The following is a 24,580-nucleotide window of genomic DNA, read 5'->3' on the forward strand; positions in this document are numbered from 1 at the left end:
GGGACGGGCGCGCGGGTCGTGCCCGTCCCCACGTTCGCCGGGCCCGCTCGCGGGCACAGGTCCCAGACGGGGCCGTTGTTCGCGAAGGGGATAGACGTACGTGATGCGTGTCGGAGTGACGCCAAGCTGGGGCGCCGATGTCCGCTGAGCTCGCCATGCTGTCCGGGCTCAACCGGGCCGTAGAAGAATTGCCGTTGGTCGACCAGCACGCCCACGGGGTGACGGTTGACGACCTGTCGCGCGCCGCGTTCGAGGAGCTGATCACCGAGGCCCGGGGGCCGGCGCCCGACTGGATGACGCCGTTCGACTCCCAGCTCGGGCACGCCATCCTGCGCCACTGCGCGCCCGTGCTCGGTCTGGAACCGTTCGCCTCGCCCGCCGCCTACCTCGCCCGCCGGGCCAGGCTGGGGGCCGCCGAGGTGAACCGGCTGCTGCTCGGCGCCGCGGGCGCCGGCCACTACCTGGTCGACACCGGCTTCCGGTCCGGCGACGTCGTCGGCGCGTCCGGGATGGCGCAGATCGCCGGCGTCCCGGTCGACGAGGTGGTGCGCCTGGAGACCGTGGCCGAGGAGGTGGCCGGCTCGGGCGTGTCGGCGGACGGCTTCGCCGGCCGGTTCGCCGAGGTGCTGGGGGAGCGGGCCCGCACCGCCAGGGCGCTGAAGAGCATCGCCGCCTACCGGCACGGGCTCGACCTCGACCCGGAGCCGCCCTCGCCCGCCGAGGTGGCCGAGGCCGCGGGAGGCTGGTTCGCCGCCGGCGGCCGTCTGACGGACCCCGTGCTGCTCCGGCACCTCATCTGGACCGCGCTGGAGACCGGGCTGCCCCTGCAGTTCCACACCGGGTTCGGCGACCCGGACCTTAACCTGCGCCGCGCCGACCCGCTGCTGCTGCGCGGGCTGATCGAGCGGACCGCCCAGGCGGGGACGCCGCTGGTGCTGCTGCACTGCTACCCGTTCCACCGCAACGCCGCCTATCTGGCGCACGCGTACCAGCACGTGTTCTTCGACGTGGGCCTGGCCGTCCACCACACCGGCGCCAGGAGCGTCGCGGTCGTGGCGGAGAGCCTGGAGATCGCCCCGTTCGCCAAGATCATGTTCTCGTCCGACGGATGGGGCCCCGCCGAGCTGCACTTCCTCGGCGCCGAGTTGTGGCGGCGGGCCGTCTCGCGGGTGCTCGGCGAGTTCGTCGCCGACGGAGAGTGGACGACCGCGCAGGCCATCCGGGTCTTCACCATGATCGGCGAGACCAACGCGCGCCGCGTCTACCGGCTCGGAGGCGAGGCGTGACCCCCAAGAACCACAGCACCGCGAACCGCGCTCTCCCGCACCTGGACAAGCACCCCGACCAGCTCAGCGACCACCGTCCCGATCACCGTCCCGATCTGCGTCCGGACCAGCGCGCCGACCAGCGTCCGGCCCACCGCGACGTGCTGCTGCGTGAGGCGCTCCGCGCCGAGCTGCCCGTCGCGCGCCGCCTGCGTCGCGAGCTGCACGCAGACCCCAGGCTGTCCGGCGAGGAGGGGCCCACGCTCGAACGGGTGCTGGCGGCGCTGCCCGACAGCCGGGTCGAGCGGGTGGCCGGCACGGGCGCGCTGGTCAGGATCGGCGGCCCCGGCCCCGCCGTGGGCGTGCGCGGCGAACTGGACGCGCTGCCGCTGACCGAGCGGACCGGCGTGCCCTGGGCGTCCGCCAACGGCGCCATGCACGCCTGCGGCCACGACGTCCACCTGGCCGCCGTCGTGGCGCTGGCCCGCGCGGTCGCCCGGGTCACGGCCATCCTCGACACCCGCGACACCCCGCCCGAGGCCGGGTACGAGTCCGTGACCGGCCACGAACGGCCCGCCCCGCTCATGGTCGTGCTGCAACCGCGCGAGGAGAGCCACCCTTCGGGCGCCGCGGACGTGGTCGGGTCGGGAGCCCTGACCCGCAACGACGTCCGAGCCATGATCGGCGCGCACGTGCAGCCCGTGCTCGACGCCGGGGTGATCGCCTGCACGCCGGGAGCGGTCAACGCCTCCGCCGACGAGTTCCAGGTGACGCTCAAGGGCGTCGACGGGCACGCCGCCTACCCGCATCTGGCCCGCGACCCGGTCGTCGCCATGGCGCAGGTGATCGTGGCCGCCCAGCAGCTCGTCAGCCGGGTCGCCGACCCGATGGTGCCGACCGTGGTGACGTTCGGCAGCGTGCACGCCGGCACCGCGCCCAACGCCATCCCCGGCGAGGCCGTCGCCCGCGGCACGCTCCGCACCCTGTCGCCGTCGTGGCGCGAGACGCTGCACGCCCAGTTCGCCGCCCTCGTCGAGGACGTGGCGCGGGCCCACGGCTGCGCGGCCGAGGTCCAGGTCTTCCCGGGCGAGCCGGTGCTGGTCAACGACGCGGCGCTGGCCGTGCGGACCGGCGAGCTGCTGCGTGCCAACGGACGGACGGTCAGCGACGAGCTGCGCTCGTGCGGCGGCGACGACTTCGCCCAGTACGGCGAGCTGATGCCGTCGCTGATGATGTTCGTCGGCGTCGACACGCCGGCCGGGCTGCACAGCCCCGACTTCCTGCCGGACGACGCCGTCGTGGACGAGGTGGCCGAGAGCCTGCTGGCCGGCTATCTCGCCGCCTCGGCCGGGGACGGGGCCCGGCTCAGCGCACCACCCGGAACCTGACGTGCGTCACGCCCGGCGTCGTCACCGTGCCGGCCTCCCGGAGCTCCACCGTCTCCGTCAGCTTCCCGAACAGCGGCAGCCCGTCGCCGAGCAGCACGTGCGCGACGTGCAGCCGCAGTTCGTCGACCAGGCCCGCGGCCAGCGCCTGCCGGCACACGTCCGCGCCGCCGACCACCCACACGTCGCGGTCCCCGGCCGCGTCCTTCGCCCGCATGATCGCCTCCTCGATGCCGCCGGTGACGAACGTGAACGTGGCCGGCGGCTTGACCAGCGGCTCCCGCGCGGTGTGGGAGAGCACGAACACCGGGTGCGGGAACGGCGGCTCGTCCCCCCACGGCTCCAGGCCGGGCCGGAACATGCCCATGCCCATCACGTACGCGCCCGGCTCGGCGGCGAACTCCGCGAGGATCTCCGCGTCCGCCTCGGCGTCACTGAAGATCCACTGGTGCAGCCGCTCCAGGTCCTCGTCCGGACCGGTGGCGAACCCGTCGACCGACACCGTCATGTTCAGCACCACATCGCTCATGCCCATGCAGACCTCGCCAGGGCGGAGAACTCATCGCTGACGAAAACCTGCCGACCATCTAGGCTCGGCAGTCGATGGAATGCGAACGTTTCTCCCCTGGTTCCGGCCGCCTCACTCCCCGCGCGGCCCTGCGCTCCGATGCCCCCTCGCTCGACCTGAACGGCCTGTGGCGGTTCCGCCTCTCGCCGGTGGCGGCCGTCTCCGAGGACTTCGCCGACCCCGGCCACGACGACGCGGGCTGGGACGAGCTGCCGGTGCCGTCGCACTGGCCGCTGCACGGGCACGGCGCTCCCGCGTACACCAACGTGTCCTATCCCTTCCCGATCGACCCGCCGCACGTGCCGACGGAGAATCCGACCGGCGACTACCGCCGCGCCTTCGACCTGCCGGAGGGCTGGAGCGGCGGCAGGCTCCGCCTCGACGGGGTCGAGTCGTACGCCAAGGTCTGGCTGAACGGGCACGAGCTGGGCTTCACCACCGGCAGCCGGCTGCCCGCCGAGTTCGACGCCGGGCCGTACCTCCGGCCGGGGCGCAACGTGCTGGCCGTGCGCGTCCACCAGTGGTCGGCCGCCAGCTACCTGGAAGACCAGGACATGTGGTGGCTGCCGGGCATCTTCCGCGACGTCACCCTCACCCGCTCGGCCGCCGACGTGTTCGTGCGCGCCTCGTACGAGGACGGGCGCGGCACGCTCGGCTTCGACGGTGAGGGCGTCCTCGACGTGCCCGAGCTGGGCGTCACCGGGCTGCGGCCCGGCGACCGCGTCACCGTGGACGCCGAGCCGTGGAGCGCCGAGACGCCGCGGCTGTACGACGCGGTGCTGCGCGCCCCTGAGGAGACGATCCGGCTGCGCGTCGGCTTCCGCACCGTCGCCATCGTGGCCGGGGTGCTGCTCGCCAACGGGCGGCCGCTGCTGCTCAAAGGGGTCAACCGGCACGAGTTCCACCCGTCGTCCGGCCGGGCGGTGACGCACGCGACCATGCGCGAGGACGTGCTGCTGATGAAGCGGCACAACGTCAACGCCGTCCGCACCAGCCACTACCCGCCGCACCCGGCCTTCCTCGACCTCTGCGACGAGCTGGGGCTGTGGGTGATCGACGAGTGCGACCTGGAGACCCACGGCTTCGGCCAGGTCGGCTGGCGGCGCAACCCCAGCGACGACCCGCGCTGGGAGGAGGCGTACCTCGACCGGATGCGCCGCATGGTGGAGCGCGACAAGAACCACCCGAGCGTCATCATGTGGTCGCTCGGCAACGAGGCCGGCGTCGGCCGCAACCTCGGCGCGATGGCCGACTGGGCCCGCGAGCGCGACCCGTCCCGGCCGATCCACTACGAGGGCGACCGGTCGTGCGAGCACACCGACGTCTACTCCCGCATGTACGCCTCGCACGCCGAGGTCGAGGCGATCGGCAGGGGCGCCGAGGAGCCGCTGGACGACCCTGAGCTGGACGCCAGGCGGCGCGCGATGCCGTTCCTGCAGTGCGAGTACGGGCACGCCATGGGCAACGGGCCCGGCGGGCTGGCCGAGTACCAGGAGCTGTTCGAGCGGTACCCGAGGCTGGCCGGCGGCTTCATCTGGGAGTGGATCGACCACGGCCTCGCGCATCCGTCGCTCGGCTTCGCGTACGGCGGCGACTACGGCGAGCCGGTGCACGACGGCAACTTCGTCGTCGACGGCCTGGTCTTCCCCGACCGGACGCCGTCACCCGGGCTGCTGGACCTGAAGAAGGTGTTCGAGCCGGTCACGTTCGCCTTCTCGGAGACCTCGGTGACGGTCCGCGGCACGTACGGCTTCCGCGACCTGTCCCACCTGGCCTTCACCGGAGAGGTGGAGGCGGAGGGCGAGCCGAGGGCGGTCTTCTCGCTGGAGGTGCCCGCCGAGGGCGGTGAGGTGAAGCTGCCCGCCTTCCCGGCCAGGGAGGCCGAACGCTGGCTCACCGTCCGCGCCGTCCTGGCCCGCGACGAGCCGTGGGCCGGCGCGGGCCACGAGGTGGCGTGGGCCCAGGTCGCGCTGAACGCCGACGGCACCCCGTACACGGGGGACGACGACCTCCGCACCCTGCCCCGCCGTCGCACCCCGGCCGCCGGGAGCGGTCCGGCCCTGGTCACCCACGGCGACCGGATCGAGGTCGGCGGGGCGGCGTTCGACCCGGTGACCGGCCTTCTCACCCGCCTGTTCGGCCTCGACGTCGAAGGCCCCCGGCTGGAGCTGTGGCGGGCCCCGATCGACAACGACCGGTACGGCGGCGCCGAGTTCCGCTGGCGGCTGCTCGGCCTGCACCGTCTCACCCACCGGGTCGACGCGGTCGAGCCGCGCGACGCGCTCACCGTCCGCACCAGGGTGGCGCCCGCCGCCACCGACCTCGGCATGCGCGCCACCTACACCTGGAGCGCCGCCGGTGACGCCCTCGACCTGCGGGTCGACGTCGTCCCGGAAGGCGACTGGACCGAGCCGGTCCCGCGCCTCGGCCTCGCCATGACCCTCCCCGACGTCCCGGACTCGGTCACCTGGTACGGACTCGGCCCGGGGGAGGCGTACCCGGACACCGGCCTGGCCGCCAGGATCGGCCGGTGGACCAGCACGGTGGACGACCTGCAGACCCCGTACGTCTACCCCCAGGAGAACGGCCACCGCGCCGCCGTCCGCTGGGCGGAGCTCGCCGGGATCCGGATCACCGGCGACCCGGTGTTCGGCCTGACGGCCCGTCCCTGGTCGACCGCCGCCCTGGACGCGGCCGCCCACCGCCCCGACCTCGTCCCGGACGGCCGCCTCCACCTCACCCTGGACGCCGCCCAGCACGGCATCGGCACGGCGGCCTGCGGGCCGGGCACCCTGCCGCGCTACGAACTGCGCGTCCACCCGGTCACTTTCCGCCTTCGTTTCGAAAACGCGTGACCGGCTCCTGTCGAATGGCGTGTCAAGAAATCCGGGGCCGTCGGCGCCGACGGCCCCGAGCTTTTCACGAGACGCTTTCCAGCAGGTACGTCCCCGTGCCGTCGGCCAGGCCCATGCTGTATTGGCGCAGCGCCTGGCCGTTCGCCACCACCGTCTGCCCGGCCATGAATCCGCTGCTCTTGACCTGGATACAGTGAATACCCTCGCCTGTTCTGTCAAGGCCGTTGTTTGGACTTTCCTTGGTTTCACCGTTCCGGAGGCGTATGTTCGGGGAGATCCTTTGTCTCGGAGGTGCGGGATGCGGCGATCGGCGGTCGCAGCGGCGGCGCTCGCGGTCACCGTCGCGTGCGCGTCCACGCCCACCGGCGGGGGAGGCGCGCCCACCGGCTCCCCGGCCCCGCCGGCGCATGACCCGCCGCTCGCCTTCGCCGGCCCCGTGGAGCTGGTCACGGCCATGGACCTGGCCTACCGGGCCTACGCCGTGCACCAGGGAGTCCTCTACTTCTTCTCCGAGGCGGACGGCGGGATCATGTTCTCCGCGCTCCGGATCCCCGGCCGCGCCGGACAGTGGTCGATCCCGCTGGAGGGCGCCGACCAGGGCGCCGAGCACCTGGCCGCGCCGGTCGTCTTCACCATGGGCGGGCAGCCCGTGGTCGCCGCCGCCTTCTGGGCCGTCGCGCGGGGATCGGGCACGGTGCCCGACCGCCGCGTCGTCCGCACCGTCGTCGCCGACGCCCGCGACGGCAGCGTGAAATGGACCGCCGACGCCGTGCCGGAGGATCCCGACAGGACCAAGACCTGGGGAGCCGCCACCGTCGTGGCCGCCGACGAGAACCACCTGGTCGTGACCACGATGGCCAAATCCCCCTCGGGGGCGCTGACCGCGGTCCTGGACCCGGCCACCGGAGCCGTCCGCTGGCTGCGGTCCGGCACCCGGGCCGGCATGAGCGACGGCGAGACCGTCGTCGCGGGCACGGCCTCGGACGAGCCCGCCGGCTCGCCCCTCGACCAGCGCTGGGTGGTGACGGGGCTGTCGGCGGCGGACGCCACGCGCAAGTGGACCGTGGACGAGCTCTGGATCGACACCAGCGGGGACCCCGAGCGCGACCTCTACGCGGCGGGCGACACGCTGGTCATCGTCAAGCTCCTGGGCCCGGGCGGAGGAGTGTGGACGCAAGCCCTGTTCGCGAGGACCGGCGCCACCCGCTTCCGCGTCAAGGGCAACGCAGGCTGCCACCACGACGGGCGGGAGACGGTGGCCTGCTCCGGGCCGATGTACTCCCGGGACCCGCCGTCCTTTCGCAACGGCCTTCGACACGGCGACGGGAAGACAGCTGTGGACACTCCCGGAGCAGGCCGCGGGACGGGTGGCGCCGCTGATCACCGGCGGCAGGTCCGGGGTCCTCTACGCCGTCGTGGGGCCCCGGCAGGGGCAGGACCGCGAGGCCCTGGTCGCCCTGGACGCCCGGACGGGCGCGGACAAGGTCGCCGACCTGGGCATCGATCCGCCCGACCTGATCGTGCCCGGGTACGCGCTCTTCTCCGAGCGTGATGTCCTGTCGGCCGCCCCGTCCACCGGCTGACACGCGGCTGCCGGGACCCCGGCGGGGATCCCGGCAGCGCGTTCAGTCCTCCACGGCGAGGACCGTGCCGGCGCCCACGGTCAGGCCACCCTCACGGATGGCGAAACCGAGGCCCGGCTCCAGGGCGACCGGCTTGCCGAGGGCGACCGAGACCTCGATCGTGTCCCCCGGCCGGGCCGGCTCGGTCAGCAGCAGTTCGCCCGGCACGTCCGTCGTGCGCAGGTAGAACTGCGGCCGGTAGCCCGAGGCGATCGACCGCCGCCGGCCGCCCTCCTCGGCTGTCAGCAGGTACACCCGGGCGGTGAACGCCTGGTGCGCCCGCTGGCTGCCCGGGGCCGCGAGCACCATGCCGCGCCGGATCTGGTGCCGCTGGACGCCGCGGAGCAGGAGGGCGGCGTTGTCGCCCGCCTCGCCGCGCTCCATCGTGCGGCCGAACGTCTCGACGCCGGTGACGACGGCGGACAGGTCGCCGCCGAGTCCGACGGCCGTGACCGTGTCGCCGACGCGCACCGCGCCGCGCTCGATGGCGCCGGTGACGACCGTGCCCCTGCCGGTGATGGACATGACGTTCTCCACGGGCATGAGGAACGGCGCGTCCACGTACCGGACCGGGACCGGGATGTGGTCGTCGACGGCCTGGAGCAGCGTGTCGATGGACGCCCTCCAGGCCGGGTCGCCCTCCAGCGCCCGCAGCCCGGACACCCGCACCATCGGCGAGCCGGGGAAGCCGTGCTCGTCGAGCAGGTCCTGCAGCTCCAGCTCCACCAGGTCGGTGAGCTCCGGGTCGGCCCCGTCGGCCTTGTTGACCGCGACGACCAGGTGCTCGACGCCCACCCGCCGGGCGAGCAGCACGTGCTCCTTGGTCTGCGGCATGATGCCGTCGCGCGCCGACACCACCAGGATGGCGCCGTCGAGCTGCGCCGCCCCAGTGATCATGTTCTTCACGTAGTCGGCGTGGCCCGGCATGTCCACGTGCGCGTAGTGCCGGGTCGCGGTCTCGTACTCGACGTGCGAGATGTTGATCGTGATGCCCCTGGAGTGCTCCTCCGGGGTCCGGTCGATCCGCTCGAACGGCGTGTACGTGGCCTGGCCCCGCTCCGCCAGCACCTTGGTGATGGCGGCGGTCAGCGTGGTCTTGCCGTGGTCGACGTGGCCCATCGTGCCGATGTTGAGGTGCGGCTTGTTCCGCACGTAGGCCTGCTTGGCCATGATCCCTTCCTTGACGAACCTGGATGCGTGGTGACCCGTGCGGGTCGTCGACCTCTCCCCGCCGGGTCACACTCCGGGACGAACGGGAAGAGGTCAGCGCTCCAGGCCGTCGAAGGCACGCTCGAACGCGCCCGCGATGGCGGGCGTCGTCAGGGGCACGTGCCGGATCATGATGACCATAGTGCTGGTCTCAGCATCGGGGGGCAACGGATTATTCCCCTTCGTACGGGAGGACGAGAGGGGCCGCCGGGTTCGTCCGGGGCCCCGAAGCGGACCGCCTGACAGGTGATCTAGTGTGCAGTGATGTCCGCCTCAACCCCGACAAATCGGTACACACGAGAGGAAGGTCGCGTGGCTCCAGCACTGGGCTCCCGGCTCGCCGAGTTGATCGCCGCATACGAGGTGCCCGGCGCGGCCCTCGCCTACCTGCATCGGGGAGAGCTCCACGAGTTCGCCGCCGGGGTGCTCAACCGGGCCACGGGGGTGGAGGCCACCGCCGACTCGCTCTACCAGGTCGGCTCGATCACCAAGGTGTGGACCGCCACCCTGCTCATGCAGGAGATCGAGCGGGGCGGGCTGACCCTGGACACGCCCGTGATCGAGGTGCTGCCCGAGTTCAAGGTCGCCGACGCCGCCGCGACCGCGGGCGTGACGATCCGCCACCTGCTCTCGCACACCAGCGGCATCGACGGCGACCTGTTCCTGGACACCGGCCGCGGCGACGACTGCGTCGAGAAGTACGTGGCAGCCTGCGCGGACCTGGCCCAGAACCACCCGCTAGGCGTCACCCAGTCCTACTGCAACTCGGGGTTCGTCATCGCCGGCCGCGTCCTGGAGAAGCTGGCCGGCCGGCGCTGGGACGACGTGCTGCGCGAACGGATCGTCGAGCCGCTCGGCCTCACCCACACCTGGACCCTGCCCGAGGACGTGCTCCGCTTCCGCGGCGCCATGGGCCACCTGGACAGCGGCGATCCCGCCCCGAAGTGGGGGCTCATGCGCTCCATCGGGCCCGCCGGGCTCATCTGCGCCCGCCCCGCCGACGTGGTCGCGTTCGCCCGCGCGCACCTCGAAGGCGGCCTGCTGGACGACCCGGCCGCCATGCGGGAGCCGCAGGTCGACATCCCCAACCCGCACACGCTCGGCCGGCGGTGGGGCATCGGCTGGATCCTCGACGAGTGGGACGGCCACCAGGTCGTCTCCCACGGCGGCAACACCATCGGCCAGCACGCCATGCTCTGGATGCTGCCCGGCACCGGCACCATCGCCTGCGTCACCGCCAACGGCGGCCACAGCAGCGCCTTCACCCACCGGGTCGCCACCGAGCTGTTCGCCGAGCTCGACGGCGTCGCCGTGCCCGCCAAGCTGGGCCCGCCGGCCGAGCCCGTCGAAACCGACGTCGCCCGCTTCGCCGGTCGCTACGAGCGCGCCGGCGCCCGCATCACGATCAGCGAGCGCGAGGGCGGGCTTCGGCTGCTCCTGGAGACCACCGGCGAACTGGCCGCGCTGGACGAGCCCGTCGAGATGGACCTGGTGGCCGTCGACGAGGTCACGTTCGTCGGGCGCAAGAAGGGCGACCCCGACTGGTCCTCGGCCGTCTTCTACGAGCTGCCCGACGGCTCCCCGTACGTGCACCTCGGCGCCCGCGCCACCCCCAGGACGGCCTGACCGCCGGGAGCCGCGTCAGAGGGGGATCCACTCCTTCGACGTGGTGATCTCCTCCAGGACGTCCGGGATCGGGTCGACGCCCAGGCCCGGTCCCGCGGGCACCGCGAGATGGCCGTCCGACAGCTCGAACGGCTCGGTGACGTCGGTGGCGAAGTAGCGGCGGGAGGCCGAGGTGTCGCCCGGGAGGGTGAAGCCGGGCAGGGCCGCCAGCGCCACGTTCGCCGCCCGGCCGATGCCGGTCTCCAGCATGCCGCCGCACCACACCGCGATCCCGTTGGCCCGGCACAGGTCGTGCACCCGCCGGGCCTCCAGATAGCCGCCCAGGCGGCCGGGCTTGATGTTGACGATGGAGCAGGAGCCGAGGGCGATCGCCGCGGCCGCGTGCTCGGCCGACTCGATGGACTCGTCCAGGCACACCGGGGTGCGCAGCTGACGGGCCAGCCTGGCGTGCTGGACGAAGTCGTCGTTGGCCAGCGGCTGCTCGATGAGCAGCAGGTCGAAGGCGTCCAGCCGGGCCAGGTGACGGGCGTCCACCAGGGTGTAGGCGGCGTTCGCGTCGACCTGGAGCAGCACGTCGTCGCCGAAGCGCTCGCGGACCGCGCGCACCGGCTCGACGTCCCAGCCGGGCTCGATCTTCAGCTTGATGCGCACGTACCCCTCGGCGAGGTAGCCCTCGACCGCGTCGAGCAGCCGCGGGATCGAGTCCATGATGCCCACCGACACCCCGCACGGCACCCGGTCGCGCGACGCCCCGAGGAACCGGCCGAACGACTCGCCCGACGCCCGGAGCTGCGCGTCCAGCACGGCCGTCTCCAGCGCGGCCTTGGCCATCCGGTGCCCCTTGACCGGCTCCATGGCCCGGCCGGCCGACTGCGCGTCCACGTTCGCGGGCAGCCTCGGCAGCAGGAAGCGGCGGATCACCTCGGCCGCGCCGTCGACGTGCTCGGAGGAGTAGAGCGGCTCCGACATGGCCACGCACTCGCCCCAGCCCTCGGCGTCGGGGGTGACGACCCGCACCAGGAGCACGTCGCGGGCCGTCTCGGTGCCGAACGAGGTGCGGAACGGGGACACCAGCGGCATCGCGACCCGGCGCAGCTCGACTCCAGTGATCTTCACATGCTCTCCACTACGTAGTACGACTTGTCGTGAAATCCTGTGATCTTGCGCCCTTCGGCCAGCATGTCGCCGAGCGTCTCCCGTACGGCATGCCGCCAGGCCTTCGCCGCGCCCGGGTCGGTAGCGCGCAGGCGCTCGATGTCCGCGGGGACGGCGACCAGGACGGTCGCGGCGTCGGCGCGGCCGGGCACCGGGCGCCCGCCCTCGTCGGCGAGCGCCACCACCGCGTCCGGCGGCACCCGGACGGTCACGGGCCTCCCTTCGGCGAGCTCCGCCACGCGCGGGTCGCCGATCCGCCAGACCGCGAGCACCCGGTCTCCCTCGTCGCCCTGGTTGAGCCCGTCGTCCATGACCCCGTAGAAGGCCGGCAGGTACTCCTCGGGCCGGGCGCCCAGCTTGGCCAGGTTGAAGTGCGCGTTGCGGCGCACCAGCGGGTCGAACGTCCAGGTGATCCGATCCAGCCCGCGCTCCAGCGCCCACCGCCGCTGGTGCAGCTTGAGCGCGAGCCCGGTGCCGGGGGAGCGCAGCACGCCCGTGATGTGCGAGTGCAGCGCGGCGCCCGCGCCGAAGAACCCCACCGACGCGCCCACCAGCCGATCGCCGTCGAAGGCGCCGCACACGTAGTTGCCCGCGTGCGCCAGGGCCAGCATCAGCTCGGCGGAGACCGGCCGGCGGGCCGGCTCGAAGTGCCAGATGTCATCGAACAGCGTGATGACCTGCTCGAACTCCTCGATGGCGTGGAGCTCCCTGATGGCGACCAAGACTGTCGGCCCTCCCTGCGCGTCGGACGTCACCGCGACGCTATGCCACCGCGCCCCCGCGTGGATTCGTCGGGGCACACCAAGACGACGCCCGCGTCTTGGCCGGGCCCCCGAGTGACGGGGTCAGCGCAGGCTGCGCACGTCGAGCCGGCGCAGCAACCGGTTGAGCACCTCGGGGTCGGCGGACGGGTCGCGGCGCGCGTCGAGCACCTCCTGACGCGCCGCCGACATCATCTCCGCCTGCACGCGCCTGACCAGGTCGATCCGCTTCGCGCGCTGCTCGTACGCCTCGCGCCGCGCCTCGTCGCCGGCCTCGGGACTCAGCCGCATGCGCAGATCCGTCGCCCGCCAGTCGAGCGCGTCCACCACCTCGCCGGGCAGCCCCTCCTCGGCGTCGATCTCCTTCAGCCGCCGCCTGGCCGCGGTGGCCGCCCTGACCGCCAGCCGGGCCTCCAGGGCGCGTTCGGCGGCCGTGTCGGCCTTGACGCCGAGCCGGTTCACCAGCCACGGCAGCGTCAGGCCCTGCACCACCAGCGTGACCAGGATGACGGAGAAGGCGATGAACACCAGCACAGGACGCTCCGGGAACGGCGACCCGTCGGCCGTCTCCATCGGGATGGCCAGCGCCAGCGCCACCGACGCCACGCCGCGCATCCCCGACCACCACATCACCACGGTCTCCCGCCAGCCGAGCGGCACCTCCGTGTCGTCCCCGCGCAGCGCGTGCGCCTTGCCCGCCAGCCACGCGGCGGGCAGCAGCCACGCCAGCCGCATCCCGACCACGACCACCACCACGACGGCGCTCCACCCGAGCACCTCGCCCAGCCGCCCGCCGACCGTGCCGAAGAGGTTGCGCAGCTCCAGCCCGATCAGCCCGAACGCCACCGCGGTCACCAGCGTGTCCACCACCCGCCAGAACGTGCCGGCGATGAACCGGCCGGACACGTCGTCGGCGTCCGTCATCCGCTCGCCCAGGTAGAAGGCGGTGGTGAGCACCGCCAGCACGCCGGAGCCGCGCAGCTCGTCCGCCAGCGCGTAGCCGACGAATGGGATCAGCAGCGACAGCGCCACCTGGAGCGTCGGTTCGCCCAGGTACGTCATGAGCTTGTCGCCGAGCCAGCCCAGCGCGAACCCGACCGCGACGGCCACCGCCGCCGACAGCACGAACTCGCCGATCGCCTCCGGCACCGAGAACGTGCCGGTCACCACGGCGGCGATGGCCACGTGGTAGAGCACGATCGCGGTCACGTCGTTGAACAGGCCCTCGCCCTCCAGCAGCGACACCAGCCGGCGCGGCAGGCCCAGCCGGCCCGCCACCGCCGTGGCCGCCACCGGGTCGGGCGGCGCCACCAGCGCGCCCAGCGCCGCCGCCGCGGCCAGCGGCAGACCGGGGACGAGCGCGTGCAGCACCGCGGCCACCGCGGCCGTGGTCACGAACACCAGCGCCACGGCCAGCAGGAAGATCGGCCGCCAGTTGGCCGCGAACTGCCGCCACGAGGTCCGCTGCACCGCCGCGTACAGCAGCGGAGGCAACAGCAACGGCAGCACCAGCCCTGGCGGGATGTTCACGTTCGGGACGAACGGCACCAGCGCGAGGACGATCCCCAGCAGCGTCATCAGCACCGGCGGCGGCAGCCCCAGCCGATCACCGAGCGGCACCATCATCAGAGCGCCCAGGACGACTATCGCGAACAGCACGAACTGATCCACTCACCGGACCTACCCCTCCGTCGGGGCCCATACATCCCGGCGCCCCTCTTACGGAGGGGACGTCAGCGTTCGAGTACGGGGAGGAAGGCGGGGGCGGTGGTGAGGGCGCACGGGCCGGCGTCCGTGCAGGTCACCAGATCCGCCACGCGGGCCCCGAACAGGTCCGGGACGTAGATCGCGGGCTCCAGGCAGAACACCGTCCCCGGCTCCAGGGGCGTGTCGTCGTCCGCGCGCAGCCAGGGCGCCTCGTCGACGTCCAGCCCCACGCCCCGGCCCGCGGCGGGCGCGGCGTACCGGCCGTAGCCGCTGTCGTCGACGGCCTGCGCCACGGCCGCCGCCACCGCCGACGCCGGGGCCGACGGCCGGGCCGCCGCCATTCCGGCCTGGTGCGCCGCCATCAGGACCGAGTACACGGCGTCGAAGTCCTCCGGCGGCTCCGCCACCGCGTACACCCGCGCCACCTCGGCGCAGTAGCCCTCCCAGCGCCCGCTCAGCGACACCAGCAGCGCGTCACCCGGATTGATCACCCGGTCGGACGGCGGCCTCCCGGGGACGGCGGTGCCCGGCCCGGCCGTGACCCGCGCCGACAGCACCTCCTCGCATCCCGCCTCCAGCGCGAGCACGCGCAGCCGGGTCGCCATGGCCCGCTCGGTGACGCCGAACCAGGACAGCTCCCGGGCGTGGCCGAGCACCGACTCCGCGGCCAGCGCCGCCCGTTCGAGCAGCGTGACCTCGTACGGCTCCTTGCGCAGCCGCAGCGGCGCGAACACCTGAGCCGCCGGGACCAGCTCCGCCTCGACGGCCAGCCCGAACAGCTCCCGCACCCGCATCTCCGGATCCACCCCCACCCGCCGCACCCCCGGCGGCAGGTACGGAAGCGGGTCCGCGGTCTCCACCGCATCCTCGGCCGTCACCACCAGAAACCCGTCACCCCGCCCGCCGAGGAACCGGAAGTCCGGCGAAGGCCGCAACACCAGCGCGTCGATCCCGGCCGCCGACATCTCCTCCCGCACGGCCCCCACCCGGTCCAACGACCCCGGCTCCCACGGGGAGACGAGGTCGAGCGAGGAGCCGAGGCCGGACCGTTCAAGGCCCGCCCAGGAGCCGAGATCCGACGAGGAGTCGAGGTCCGGCGAGGAGTCGAGGTCCGGCGCGGACGCTAGGTCCGGCGCGGACGCGAGGTCCGGCGATGGGGCGAAGTCTCCTGAGGCAGCGGGATCCGCTGAGAGCGCGAGGTCTCGCGTGGGCTCGGACTCCCGTGCGGGCGCGGGCTCACGCTCGGGTGGGAAACCCCCTGCGGGTGGTGGGTCCTGCGGGGGGCGCGGGGGTGGCGGGGTCATGACGGCTCGTGGAGCCAGCAGGCGACCGGCCCGAACTCCGGCTCCTTGACCCGGCAGACGTCCATCACGAGCGGGCACCGAGGGTGGAACCGGCACCCCTGCGGCGGCTCGGCCGGGTCGGGGACGTCGCCAGGCAGTTCGGCCGGCAGCACCCCCATCCCGTCGGGCTTGGGGATCGCGCCGAGCAGCGCCCGCGTGTACGGGTGCCGCGGGTCCGCCCACACCTCGGCCGTGTCTCCCACCTCGACGATCCGCCCCAGGTACATGACCGCGATCCGGTCGGCGATCAGCCGCACCACCGACAGGTCGTGGCTGATGAACAGCAGCCCGGCCCCCGAGCCGACGGCCAGGTCCCGCATGAGCGTGGCCACCTGGGACTGGGCGGAGGCGTCCAGCGCCGAGATCGGCTCGTCGCCGATGAGCAGCCGCGGCCGGGCGGCCAGCGCCCGCGCGATGGCGATCCGCTGCCGCTGCCCGCCGGAGAACTCGTGCGGGTGCCGGGTGGCGAACTCACGCGGCAGGCCCACCCGTTCCAGCAGGTCGGCAGGGCTGTTCCCGGTGTCGCCCGCCACCCGCAGCCCGTCGGCGATCTGGTCGCCGACCCTCCGGCGCGGGTTCAGGGACGCGTACGGGTCCTGGAACACCATCTGGACCCCGGTCATCGTCCTGCGGCGCAGGCCGAGCGGCGTCACCGGCGTCCCCTCGAAGGTGATCGACCCGGAGGCGGGCCGGTTGAGCCCGCACGCGGCGCGCGCCAGCGTGGACTTGCCGCAGCCGGACTCGCCGACCAGGCCCACCACCTCGCCCGCGTTGACCTCCAGGCTGGCCCCCGCGACGGCCCTGACCACGGGCCGTCCGGGGGTGCGGTGCTCGACGACCAGGTCGTCGATCTTCAGCAGGCTCATGAGACCTCCGCGTCGGGCAGGGACGCCAGCAGCGTGCGCGTGTACGGGTGTTCCGGCTCGCGCAGCACCCGGCCGCGCGGCCCGGTCTCCACGACCAGGCCGTCCTTCATCACGCTCACCTCGTCGGCGACCGCCGACATCACGCCCAGGTCGTGCGTGACCAGCAGCACCGCCAGGCCCAGTTCGTCGCAGAGCCCGCGCAGCAGCCGCAGCACGCCCGCCTGCACGGTCACGTCCAGCGCGGTCGTCGGCTCGTCGGCGATGAGCACCTTGGGCGAGCAGGCCAGCGCCACGGCGATGGCGATGCGCTGCCGCATGCCGCCGGAGAACTGGTGCGGGTAGCGCCGGTAGGCCTCCTCCGCGCCGGGGATGCGTACCTTGCGCAGCAGTTCGACCGCCCGGTCCCGGGCTTCAGACTTGCCCAGGCCGAGGTGGTGGCGCATGTGCTCGGTCAGCTGCCTGCCGACCGTCAGCATCGGGTGCAGGCTGGTGGCCGGGTCCTGGAAGACCATGGCGACCTCGCCTCCGCGCACCTTGTTCAGCTCCTTGGGCGGCAGCGTGAGCAGGTCGCGTCCTTCCAGCGCGATGCCGCCGGTGACGCGGGAGCCGTGCGGCAGGAGGCCGAGCACGGCCAGCCCGGTCATGGTCTTGCCGGAGCCGCTCTCGCCGGCCAGCCCGTGCACCCGGCCGCGCTCCAGGGTCAGGTCCACGCCGCGCAGGATGTCCTTCCCGCCGATCGTCACCTTCAGGTCCGTGATCGCCAGCGTCACAGGGCACGCTCCTTGATCGCGCGGGCGGTACGGGGATCCAGGGCGTCGCGGAGCGTGTCGCCGAGGAAGTTGAACGCCAGCACCACGGTCAGGATCGCCAGGCCCGGGAAGGTGGCGACCCACCAGCTGTCGAACACCTCCACACCCGACGACACCATGGCGCCCCACTCGGGCGACGGCGGCTTGGCGCCCAGCCCGAGGAACGACAGGCCGGACAGCAGCAGCAGCGCGGTGCCGATGTCGAGCGTGGCCAGCACCAGGATGGGGCCGGTCACGTTCGGCAGCACGTCCACCCGGAGCGAGCGCCACGCCGAGAAGCCGAGCAGCCGCCCGCTCAGCACGAACTCCCGCTCCCGCACGCCCAGCACGAGCCCGCGGGTGACGCGCGCGTACGCGGGCCAGGCCACCACCAGGACGGCCAGCACCGCGTTGGTGAGGCTGGCGCCCAGCGCCGCGGCCACCACCATGGCGAGGATCACCGTCGGGAACGCGAACACCAGGTCCGCCAGCCGCATGATCGTTTCGTCCACCCATCGGCCGAAATATCCGGCGCAGGCGCCGAGGAGGCCGCCGATCAGCAACGACAGCGCCACCAGCACCACGGTCAGCGGGATCGACACCCGCGCCCCGTGCATGACCCTGGACAGGATGTCGCGCCCGAGCTGGTCGGTGCCGAACCAGTGACCGGGCCCCGGCGGGGCCAGCCGCGGCAGCTCCTGGGCGAGCGGGTCGTGCGGCGCCAGCCAGGGCGCCGCCACCGCGATCACCAGCCAGGCCGCCGCGATCACCACGCCGGCCACGGCGAGCGGCTGCGGCCAGGCCTGCGGCAGCCGGGCCGTCAGTCCCTTGCGGGCCAGGGGATCCCGCCTCATTGCAGCCTCACTCGGGGGTCGATCACGCCGTACAGGACGTCCACGATCAGGTTGATGACCAGGTAGACCACGCCCACCACCAGGCCGACGCCCATCACCGCGGGCAGGTCGAGCGTGGTGGCGCTCTTGTAGGCGTACTGGCCGATGCCCGGCCAGGCGAAGATCGCCTCCACCAGGACAGTGCCGGACAGCAGGCTGCCGAACGCCAGGCCCGCCACGGTGATGACCGGCACCAGAGCCGAGCGCAGCACGTACCGGAACAGGATCACCCGTCCCGGCAGGCCCTTGGCCCGGGCGGCGCGCACGTAGTCCTGGCCGAGCACCTCCAGCACCGCCGACCGGGTGAACCGGGTCAGCAGGCCGATCGTGTAGAGGGCCAGCACCAGCGCGGGCGTGATCAGGTGGCCGACGGCGGAGCCGAACACGTCCCACTGGCCGGCCAGCAGCGCGTCCACCGTGTGCAGCCCGGTCACCGGGGGAGGCGCGCCGAGCGCCGGGTCCACCCGGCCGCTGCCCGGCGTGATCTGCAGCCGGTAGAAGAACACGTAGAACGCCACCAGCGCCAGCCAGAACGTCGGCACCGAGATGCCGATCAGGCTCAGCAGCCGCAGCACGTGGTCGGAGAGCCGGTCCCGGCGCAGCGCGGCGATCACGCCGAAGGCCACCCCGAGCACCAGCGAGATGAGGATCGCCACGCCGGCCAGCTCCAGCGTGGCCGGCACCGCCTCGGCCAGGTCCTGGCTCACCGGCCGGTGACTCTGCTGGCTGTCGCCCAGGTCGCCCTGGACCAGGCCCTGCAGATACAGGCCGTACTGCTCCCACAGCGGCTTGTCCAGGCCGTGCTCGGCCCGCCACTGCGCCACGATCGCCGGGTCGCCCAGCGCCCGCTGGCCCAGGTTCGCCGCCACGGGGTCACCCGGCACGAGGTTCGTCAGCACGAACGTCACCAGGGTGACCCCCCACGCGAGCAGGATGGCCATCAGCACCCGGCGGATCAGGAACCGGGCCAGCGGCGGCAGCGCCGGCCGCCGGGGGCGCGGCGGGGAGACCGCCGCGCCCTTCTCCACGCTCGCGGGCACTGCTACTGCGCGCCCAGGTCGGCGACGTCGACCTGCCACACGGGGTGGTACTCCACGCCGGTGACCGAGGTGGCCGCGACGATGTTCTGGCTCGGCTGGATGAGCGGGATGAACGGCCCGGACTCGTTCAGCTTGCGCTGCACCTCGTGGTAGGCCTCCGTACGGGCCTCGTCGCCGATCGCGGCGGCCGCCTTCGCGCCGAGGTCCTCCAGCTCCTTGGCGGCGCCGGCCTTCCACCCGGCGCGCTCGCCGACGGTCTGGCCGGGCAGGAACGCCAGGTAGTCGTTCGGGTCGGGGTAGTCAGGGCCCCAGTACCACAGGCCCATCTCCTCCTTGCCGTTGCGGTAGTTGTCCAGCGCCGTCGTCACCGGGGCGGGCTGGAGGTCCACCGTGATGCCGACCTCCTTGAGGTTGGCCTGGACGCGCTCGGCCAGCGGCTGGAAGGACAGGCCGTTCACGGTCAGCTCGGTCGGGAACTCCAGCTTGACCGTCGGGTTGGACAGCCCGCTCTCGGCGAGCGCCGCCTTCGCGCCCTCGACGTCCCGCTGGACCGCCTCCTCGGCGGGGAGCGCGCCGAGGAGCTGCGACGGGATCACGCCCGGCGCCCTGGTCGAGCCCTCGCCGGCCAGCTCCAGCAGACCGGAGTAGTCGACGCCCTTGCGCACCGCCTCGACGAACTTGGCGTTCGTCGTCACCTTGCTGACGCCCGGGTCCTGGTTGGCCAGCAGGAAGAAGACGTTCGCCGAGGCGGTCTTCTTGACCTGCAGGGTGTCGGGCATGTTCGTGACCTGGTCGCCGGACAGGTTCAGCGCCATCTGGCTGTCGCCGCGCTGCACGTTCAGCTTCTGCGTGGCCGACTCGACGTTGCGGATGACGACCTTCTCGTACGCGGGCTTGTCGCCGTGGTACTTCGGGTTCGCCTTGAGCACGACCTGGCTGCTGACGTTGAACGACTCGATCTGGTACGGGCCGGAGCCCGCCGAGTTGGCGTTCAGGTACTGCTCGGCCTTGTCCTGGGCGTCGGCGGTCCCGCCGTTCTCCTTGACCACGTCGCTGTTGAGGATGCCCAGCGCGGGGTTCGGCAGGATGTACGGCAGCGCCGCGTTGGCCTTCTCCGACGTCATCGTGATCGTCGTGTCGTCGGTCTTCTCGATCTCCACGCCGTCCAGCAGGAACGACGGGGTGCCCTTCATGTCACGCACGCGGGTGAGCGAGAAGACCACGTCGTCGGCCGTGATGGGGGAGCCGTCGGCGAACGTGGCGCCCTGTTTGAGCTTGAGCGTCAGCACCTTGCCGTCGTCGGACAGCTCATACGACTCGGCGAGCGCGGGGACGGGCTTGGTCACGTCCGACCCGTCGAACGTGAGCAACGTCTCGTACGTGGCCTTGCCCACGATGAGGCCGGTCGGCTCGTAGGTGCGTCCCGGGTCGGCCGTCTTCAGGTCGAAGGACGTGTCAATGACCAGGGTCTTGCCTGCGCCGCCGCCCTGCGCGGCGGGAGCCTGCTCGCCACCGCTTCCGCAGGCGGCGAGGGCGAGCGCACCGGCGAGCAGCACTGCCGCCGTCTGCGAGCGGGTCGCCATGTGATGTCCTCCAAGTGGACGGTTGGAACAGGAATGCCGAGGATTGTCCGGCAATCTGTCCAGGTTCTGTGCAGTCCTTGAGACGGATATAAATAGGGGAGAGGTAACAATGACTGAAATTTCCAGAAATGGTGGCATGGGTGGCCCTCACCCTGGACGGATCGGCATCGGTCTGGAACTGGACACCATCCATATGAAGATCCTCGAGATCCTGCGCGAGAACGGCAGGATCTCGGTGGCGGCCCTGGCCGAACGGGTGGGCATCTCCCGCGCGAACGCCTACACGCGCTTCGAGGCCCTTCGCGCCGAGGGCGCCATCAGGCGTTTCACCGCCGAGGTGGACCCGGTCAAGACCGGGCTGGGCATCACCGCCCTCATCTTCGTCACCGTGCGGCAGCAGATGTGGAAGCAGTTCAGGGCCGAGCTGGCACGCATGCCGGAGGTCGAGTACTGCGCGATCACCACCGGGCAGCACGACGCGATGATCCTGGTCAGGATGGCCGACGTGGCCGAGGTGCACGCCATGGTGACCGACCGGCTGGCCAACATCCCGGCGGTGAAGGCCACCGAGACCGTGTTCATCCTGGACGAGGTGCTCAAGCGCCCCTACGTGCTGCCGAGCGACCGCGAGAAGGCCCGCACCGCCCGGCGGCCCGCCCCCGAGACGCCGGGCGACGTGCCGCTGGGCAAGATGCGCTTCGTGCAGGCCGCCGAGGGCAGGGCGGCGCTGCGCAAGGAAGACACCTGACGGCTCAGGCGACGACCTCGGTGCACACGCTCACGTGCGGCGTGTCGTCGCCCGCGTACTTGAACTCCTCCACCAGCCGGAACCTGCCGTCCGGCTCCTTCTCCATCCGGCTGTCGCTGCGCCCGGCCGCGACCCCGCCCGTCACGAACGCGTGCACGTACTGGATCGAGATGCGGTCGTCCTCCCGGGTGCCGACGAAGCGGCCGACCGTCACGGTGTCACCGGTGTAGCTGCCCCACACGACGCCGTCCTCCTCCCAGTACTCGAACTCCGTGGGCCCGTCGGGGTCCACCTTGCTCGCGGTCGAGCTCACCATCACGAATTTGCGGCCGTTGAGTAGGTTCACGTGCCCCATCGTGAAGCCTGGCGGCCGGCGGCCGTTGCCCCGCTGGACGGATGGCGCGATGCCGCGCGGCTGGACGGCGATCCGTCCAGCCGGACCCGGCGATTCCTTGGCTATCGGCATCAGATCGCTTACTGTGATGGTCAACTCACAGTCAGTAACGAGGAGATCGTCATGGTGGCGTACGTGCTTGCGGTCCTGGCGGCGGTGGGTCTGGTGGGAGCCGCCGCCTTCACGTTCCGGTTGGCGGGCAAGGGCACCGACGACCGCGACGCCGGCGGGCCCTCCGCCGGGCACGCGGGGGCCATGCTGTCGGCGCTGTTCCTGCTGGTCTTCGCGATCGCCGTGATCGTCCCGTGGACCACGGCCGACGCGGCCAGGCAGAACACGCAGGCCGAGAGCCGCGCCGTCGTCGACGCCTACTGGGCCGCCGCCGACCTGCCGGCCGTCATGGTGGGGCCTGTCCGCACCGGGTTGCGGGAGTACGTGACGTTCGTGGTGGAGGACGAGTGGCCGCTGATGGCGCGCGGGCGGCTCGACCCGATGGGCGGCGTCCGGCTCGACGAGCTGCGTTCCCGGATCACCGAGCTGACGTCGGACGACGAGGACGAACGGGAGGCCAGGGCGGCCCTGCTCGACCAGCTCGGCACCATCGGCGCGGCCCGCGCCCAGCGTGCCGCCGACGCCGCCGCCACCCCGCCGGCCGGGCTCCTGGCCCTCACGGTCCTGACGGGGCTGTCGGTGATCCTCTTCCCGTTCCTCGCGGGCGCCCGGCCGCGCGGGATCACGCTCGCGCCGCTGGCCGCGATGGCCGCCCTGCTGGGCTTCGGCGCCTACCTGACCTGGGACATCACCCGCGCCTTCGACGGCCCGCTGGCGGTGACCCCGGACGCCTTCACCGCGGCGCTGCACGAGTTCGCCCGCATCGCCGGAGGCGTCTGACATGCCCCGCCTCCTGTCGCCGCTCCTCCTGGCGCTGACCCTGGTCACCCTCTCCGCCTGCCTCCCCGGCCCGGAACCTTCGTCTCCGACAGCGGGCTCGCCCGGGACGAACCCCCACCCCCCGGCCACGCGACCCGCCCACGGCCAGGCAGCCCAGGGGTCGGAGGGATGGCGGGGCGGCGCGGTCACCCCTGGATCAGCGGAGTGGCGCGGGTCGGCCGCGCAGGGCTCCGCGGAGTGGCGCGGGTCCGCCACGCAGGGATCGGGGGAGTGGCGGCGTGGGCCGGCCACGCAGGGCTCCGCGGGGTGGCGGCGCGGGTCGGCCGACCCGGGCTCCGCGGGGTTGCGGGGCGGGCCGGGCGATCGTGGGGTCGCGCGGGCTTCCGGGACCGGCTCCGGCGGGGCGTCGGTGGTGGCGGTGAGTTCCCGCCGTGGTGGGAGCTCATCGGCGACCCTCGGCCCCCGCCTGCCCGACGCGGCGGAGCTCGCCGCGCGCCCTCGGCGCGGCACCCGCGTGCCCGTCACCCGGCCGGGCGCCGGGGTGCCGGGCACCCGGGCGGCGCGTACCGGGCGGGTGCCCGGCGCCACCGAGGTGGGGGAGCGGGCGGAACGGCTCGCCCGGCGGCTGTCACGGAACGCGCGGTCCCGGGTGCGGCCACCCGGGGTGTCCGTCGGCACCGGCAGGGTGCGGGGCAGGCCCAGGCCCAGCCCCGTCGTGTCGGTGCCGGACGTGCGCCTGTACGAGGACGCGGTGTGCGTCGACACCCCCGGCTCCCACGTTCACATCGGCAGGTGCCGCGTCGCCGGCCGGGCGCCGGATCGCCCCGTCCCGACCCCTGCCCAGCAGAGAGTCCGGCACGTGGTGACCCCCACCCCGACACCCACGCCGACCCCCACCGTGGCCACGCCCACCCCGCAGGCGAGGATCCGCGCCGAACGCCCCGCCCTGCCGCAACGGCCCAACCCGCTCGGGACCGTCCTGCTGGTGGTGGTGCTGTCGACGGTGATCGCCGCCACGACCGCCGTCGCCTTCGGCGGCGTCAAGTGACCGGCAGGTCCCGGTGGGCGGCGGTGACCGACGCCAGGAAGGGCAGCAGGGCCTCGGCGGTCGCCTCCGGCAGCTGGGCGTGCGGATAGTGACCGGCGCCGGAGATCATCCGCACCTCGGCCGGGCCGCCGAGCTTGGCTGCGGTGCGGGCGGCGTCCGCCGCAGGGTCGGGGAAGTCGGCGTCCTCGGCGCCCATCACCACCAGCGACGGCTGGGTGACCGCCGCGTACCGGTTCTCCACCCCCGACAGGGCGAGCGCGATCTGGGCGCGCAGCGCCGCCATCCGGCCGGGCCCGCGCAGGCTCGCCTTGACCTCGGCCAGGTACGCGGCGAAGTCGGCGGGGCGTGAGGCCGGATAGCCGGAGCGTACGAAAAGCCCCCACAGGGCGGCGTCGCGGGACACGAGCCACGACGCCGCCCGCATCCACGACTTGATCGGCACGTCCCCCGAGGCGGTGCCGATCAGCCCGAGGCCCGTGACCGACTCCGGTGACTCGGCCGCCGCCCAGACCGCGGCCGAGCAGCCGATCGAGTGGCCGATGAGCGTCGCGGGGCCGCCCAGCCGGCGGACCAGGGCCAGCACGTCGGAGCCGATCGCGTCGGCCCCGTACTCCGGCCAGCCGATGTCGGACGCGCCGTAGCCGCGCACGTCCATGGCGGCGACCCGGTAGCCGGTCAGCCGCGGGACGAGGTGGCGGAAGGTCCGGTGGGTGTCGCCCATGCCGTGGACCAGCACCACCAGCGGACCCTCGCCGGTGACCCGGTAGGCGATCCTGCCGCCGGGGACGTCGAGCCATTCCATGTTCACCGCTCCAATCCGAGAGCACTGCTCT

The 24,580-nt window shown here is 73.2% G+C and carries 21 protein-coding genes; 8 read left to right on the forward strand and 13 right to left on the reverse strand.

Annotated features, from left to right (window positions below):
• Positions 1–137: 137 nt before the first annotated feature.
• Together ACGFI7_RS28240 and ACGFI7_RS28245 are read left to right on the forward strand one after the other, a co-directional pair.
• Positions 138–1,286: an amidohydrolase family protein gene (locus tag ACGFI7_RS28240; protein ID WP_393409751.1), complete on the forward strand. Its 1,149-nt coding sequence runs from the start codon at positions 138–140 to the stop codon at positions 1,284–1,286.
• Positions 1,283–2,653 carry a M20 family metallopeptidase gene (locus tag ACGFI7_RS28245; protein ID WP_393409752.1) on the forward strand — a complete coding sequence of 457 codons (1,371 nt, stop codon included), beginning with the start codon at positions 1,283–1,285 and terminating at the stop codon, positions 2,651–2,653. Before ACGFI7_RS28240 ends, ACGFI7_RS28245 begins: the two co-directional genes overlap by 4 nt.
• On the opposite strand, the gene ACGFI7_RS28250 is transcribed toward ACGFI7_RS28245, so the two are convergent.
• Entirely contained in the window at positions 2,631–3,179 is a 549-nt protein-coding gene (locus tag ACGFI7_RS28250; protein WP_393409753.1) for a dihydrofolate reductase family protein, read from the reverse strand. The genes ACGFI7_RS28245 and ACGFI7_RS28250 overlap by 23 nt on opposite strands.
• A 74-nt stretch (positions 3,180–3,253) precedes the next feature.
• Here ACGFI7_RS28250 and ACGFI7_RS28255 point away from each other — a divergent pair, with 74 nt between their 5' ends.
• Both ACGFI7_RS28255 and ACGFI7_RS28260 read left to right on the forward strand, forming a co-directional pair.
• Positions 3,254–6,073: a glycoside hydrolase family 2 TIM barrel-domain containing protein gene (locus ACGFI7_RS28255; protein WP_393409754.1), complete on the forward strand. Its 2,820-nt coding sequence runs from the start codon at positions 3,254–3,256 to the stop codon at positions 6,071–6,073.
• Positions 6,074–6,371: 298 nt separating this feature from the next.
• Positions 6,372–7,625, forward strand: coding sequence for a hypothetical protein (locus ACGFI7_RS28260; protein WP_393409755.1), 1,254 nt, complete (start codon positions 6,372–6,374; stop codon positions 7,623–7,625).
• A 73-nt stretch (positions 7,626–7,698) separates the two neighbouring features.
• Here ACGFI7_RS28260 and tuf read toward each other — a convergent pair whose 3' ends face one another.
• Complete coding sequence (tuf, locus tag ACGFI7_RS28265) at positions 7,699–8,865, reverse strand: elongation factor Tu (protein WP_393409756.1); 1,167 nt, start codon at positions 8,863–8,865, stop codon at positions 7,699–7,701.
• Between the two features lie 351 nt (positions 8,866–9,216).
• On the opposite strand from tuf, the gene ACGFI7_RS28270 reads away from it, so the two are divergent.
• The gene (locus tag ACGFI7_RS28270; RefSeq protein WP_393409757.1) at positions 9,217–10,530 is read left to right on the forward strand and encodes a serine hydrolase domain-containing protein; all 1,314 of its coding nucleotides are present in this window, start codon (positions 9,217–9,219) and stop codon (positions 10,528–10,530) included.
• 15 nt (positions 10,531–10,545) lie between these two features.
• Here the strand turns inward: ACGFI7_RS28270 and menC are convergent, their stop codons facing one another.
• The 9 genes from menC to ACGFI7_RS28315 form a co-directional block, all read right to left on the reverse strand.
• Positions 10,546–11,646, reverse strand: a complete 1,101-nt coding sequence (menC, locus tag ACGFI7_RS28275) for an o-succinylbenzoate synthase (protein WP_393409759.1) — start codon at positions 11,644–11,646, stop codon at positions 10,546–10,548.
• On the reverse strand, positions 11,643–12,407 hold the full coding sequence (locus tag ACGFI7_RS28280) for a GNAT family N-acetyltransferase (RefSeq protein ID WP_393409761.1): 765 nt from the start codon (positions 12,405–12,407) through the stop codon (positions 11,643–11,645). Before ACGFI7_RS28280 ends, menC begins: the two co-directional genes overlap by 4 nt.
• Positions 12,408–12,530: 123 nt before the next feature.
• Positions 12,531–14,117: a Na+/H+ antiporter gene (locus ACGFI7_RS28285; RefSeq protein WP_393409762.1), complete on the reverse strand. Its 1,587-nt coding sequence runs from the start codon at positions 14,115–14,117 to the stop codon at positions 12,531–12,533.
• A gap of 62 nt (positions 14,118–14,179) precedes the next feature.
• Positions 14,180–15,130 carry a M24 family metallopeptidase gene (locus ACGFI7_RS28290; RefSeq protein ID WP_393409763.1) on the reverse strand — a complete coding sequence of 317 codons (951 nt, stop codon included), beginning with the start codon at positions 15,128–15,130 and terminating at the stop codon, positions 14,180–14,182.
• Between the two features lie 323 nt (positions 15,131–15,453).
• Entirely contained in the window at positions 15,454–16,362 is a 909-nt protein-coding gene (locus ACGFI7_RS28295) for an ABC transporter ATP-binding protein (RefSeq protein ID WP_393409765.1), read from the reverse strand.
• Positions 16,359–17,132 carry an ABC transporter ATP-binding protein gene (locus ACGFI7_RS28300; protein WP_393409766.1) on the reverse strand — a complete coding sequence of 258 codons (774 nt, stop codon included), beginning with the start codon at positions 17,130–17,132 and terminating at the stop codon, positions 16,359–16,361. The genes ACGFI7_RS28295 and ACGFI7_RS28300 overlap by 4 nt, the downstream gene beginning before the upstream one ends.
• Complete coding sequence (locus tag ACGFI7_RS28305) at positions 17,129–18,004, reverse strand: ABC transporter permease (RefSeq protein ID WP_393409768.1); 876 nt, start codon at positions 18,002–18,004, stop codon at positions 17,129–17,131. Before ACGFI7_RS28305 ends, ACGFI7_RS28300 begins: the two co-directional genes overlap by 4 nt.
• The gene (locus tag ACGFI7_RS28310; protein WP_393409770.1) at positions 18,001–19,083 is read right to left on the reverse strand and encodes an ABC transporter permease; all 1,083 of its coding nucleotides are present in this window, start codon (positions 19,081–19,083) and stop codon (positions 18,001–18,003) included. The genes ACGFI7_RS28305 and ACGFI7_RS28310 overlap by 4 nt, the downstream gene beginning before the upstream one ends.
• 2 nt (positions 19,084–19,085) lie before the next feature.
• Complete coding sequence (locus tag ACGFI7_RS28315; protein WP_393409771.1) at positions 19,086–20,666, reverse strand: ABC transporter substrate-binding protein; 1,581 nt, start codon at positions 20,664–20,666, stop codon at positions 19,086–19,088.
• A gap of 136 nt (positions 20,667–20,802) precedes the next feature.
• Between ACGFI7_RS28315 and ACGFI7_RS28320 the strand changes: the two genes are divergently transcribed.
• Positions 20,803–21,414, forward strand: a complete 612-nt coding sequence (locus ACGFI7_RS28320; RefSeq protein ID WP_393409772.1) for an Lrp/AsnC family transcriptional regulator — start codon at positions 20,803–20,805, stop codon at positions 21,412–21,414.
• A gap of 4 nt (positions 21,415–21,418) precedes the next feature.
• Here ACGFI7_RS28320 and ACGFI7_RS28325 read toward each other — a convergent pair whose 3' ends face one another.
• The gene (locus ACGFI7_RS28325) at positions 21,419–21,760 is read right to left on the reverse strand and encodes a hypothetical protein (protein ID WP_393409773.1); all 342 of its coding nucleotides are present in this window, start codon (positions 21,758–21,760) and stop codon (positions 21,419–21,421) included.
• A 171-nt stretch (positions 21,761–21,931) separates the two neighbouring features.
• Here ACGFI7_RS28325 and ACGFI7_RS28330 point away from each other — a divergent pair, with 171 nt between their 5' ends.
• Both ACGFI7_RS28330 and ACGFI7_RS28335 read left to right on the forward strand, forming a co-directional pair.
• Positions 21,932–22,699: a hypothetical protein gene (locus ACGFI7_RS28330; protein WP_393409775.1), complete on the forward strand. Its 768-nt coding sequence runs from the start codon at positions 21,932–21,934 to the stop codon at positions 22,697–22,699.
• 418 nt (positions 22,700–23,117) lie between these two features.
• A complete protein-coding gene (locus tag ACGFI7_RS28335) occupies positions 23,118–23,747 on the forward strand; it encodes a hypothetical protein (protein WP_393409776.1) in 630 nt (209 codons plus the stop codon).
• On the opposite strand, the gene ACGFI7_RS28340 is transcribed toward ACGFI7_RS28335, so the two are convergent.
• Complete coding sequence (locus ACGFI7_RS28340; RefSeq protein ID WP_393409777.1) at positions 23,740–24,549, reverse strand: alpha/beta fold hydrolase; 810 nt, start codon at positions 24,547–24,549, stop codon at positions 23,740–23,742. The two genes, ACGFI7_RS28335 and ACGFI7_RS28340, sit on opposite strands and share 8 nt — an antisense overlap.
• Between the last annotated feature and the right edge of the window lie 31 nt (positions 24,550–24,580).

It is taken from the genome of Nonomuraea sp. NPDC048826 (assembly GCF_043198225.1).
Lineage (GTDB): Bacteria > Actinomycetota > Actinomycetes > Streptosporangiales > Streptosporangiaceae > Nonomuraea.